At 67.6% G+C, this 1,232-nt stretch carries 2 protein-coding genes; one reads left to right on the top strand and one right to left on the bottom strand.

All coding sequences use genetic code 11. From position 1 onward, the window contains the following. Positions 1-37 precede the first annotated feature (37 nt). Complete coding sequence (locus ACFOYX_RS36190) at positions 38-841, bottom strand: SMP-30/gluconolactonase/LRE family protein (protein ID WP_322444148.1); 804 nt, start codon at positions 839-841, stop codon at positions 38-40. Between the two features lie 144 nt (positions 842-985). On the opposite strand from ACFOYX_RS36190, the gene ACFOYX_RS36195 reads away from it, so the two are divergent. Continuing rightward, positions 986-1,232, top strand: a 247-nt coding sequence (locus tag ACFOYX_RS36195; RefSeq protein ID WP_377534816.1) for a MarR family winged helix-turn-helix transcriptional regulator, incomplete at its 3' end; no start/stop codon positions are given.

Raw genomic sequence — 1,232 nt, forward strand, 5'->3', positions numbered from 1 at the left:
CGGTCCGGGCCGGCCGTCGTGGCGAGCGACGGTCGGGTCAGGGTCTGCCGGCCCCCGGTGCGGGTGCTGGGAAAGCCACGACCTGCCCGCTGGGTTGTGACGGCTCAGGTCCGGCCCAGTCCTGGCCGACGACGAATAGGCGCGGGTGGTGGCCGCGGCTGAGCGTGCAGGCGAAGGCACCCCGGTCGAGGCTGACGGTGGCCAGCACTTCGCCACCCTGGCGGACCCGAACGCAGCGCTGGTTGCCGACGTCGGCGTACCAGACCGCGCCCTCGGCGTCGAAGCAAATCCCGTCGGGGTGGTCGCCGGGTGTGTCTGCCCATACGCACCGGCTGCTGAGGCCACCGTCGGCATCGATGTCGTAGGCCGTGAGTCGGTTCGCGTACGACTCGGCAACGACCAGGGTCGCGCCGTCCGGGCTGATCGCCATGCCGTTGGGGAATGCGAGGTCGTCGGCGACCTGCTTGACGGTGCCCTCCGGCGTGACCAGCACGATCAGGCCCGGGGCGAACTGGCCGCCGGGAAAGTCGAACCCGATGCAGTTGACGTAGGCATTGCCCCGTTCGTCGACCACGATGTCATTCCACGGCTTCTGCGATATCCCGGAAAGGTCGGCATGGCAGACCAACGATTCGTCCGGCTTGCGGCGCAGCAGCCGTTGCTGTGCCGAGTCCACGACGAGCAGCTGCCCGTCCGGCAGGAAGTCGATGCACATCGGGAAAGAGGCGACCGTCGCCATCACCTCGTGGCTGCCGTCGGTGCTGAGCGCGATCACCTGATTCGCGCCCCAGTCGGAGAACCAGATTCTGCCGTCGTGCCAGCGGGGCGACTCGCCGAACACGACACCCTCCATCAGGACCTCAGGATCACTCACCCGTCTCCTCCCCTTGCCATGGCGGTCGGACCCAGCCTCGGACTCATCAGGCCAGACAGTCATGTCTTATGAACATCATGGCTCATGAGCATAGTGGGCTACGATGGCGCAATGGCGCAAGAGGGAGCCGATGAGCCGCCCGAGCTCACGTCCAGTACCGGCTTTCTGCTCGCCCGCCTCGGTGCCGAGTCGAGACGTCGGTGGGCCCGGATGCTGTCGGAGCGCGGACTGAGCCCGCACCACTTCGGGGTGCTCATGGCACTCGACCAACACGGCGAGACACACCAGCAGCGGCTCTGCGAGGCAATCGGCGTTGACCCGCGCAACGCCGTGCCGATCTTCGACACGCTCGAAGCCC

Source organism: Micromonospora sp. GCM10011541 (assembly GCF_042650725.1).
Lineage (GTDB): Bacteria > Actinomycetota > Actinomycetes > Mycobacteriales > Micromonosporaceae > Micromonospora > Micromonospora sicca.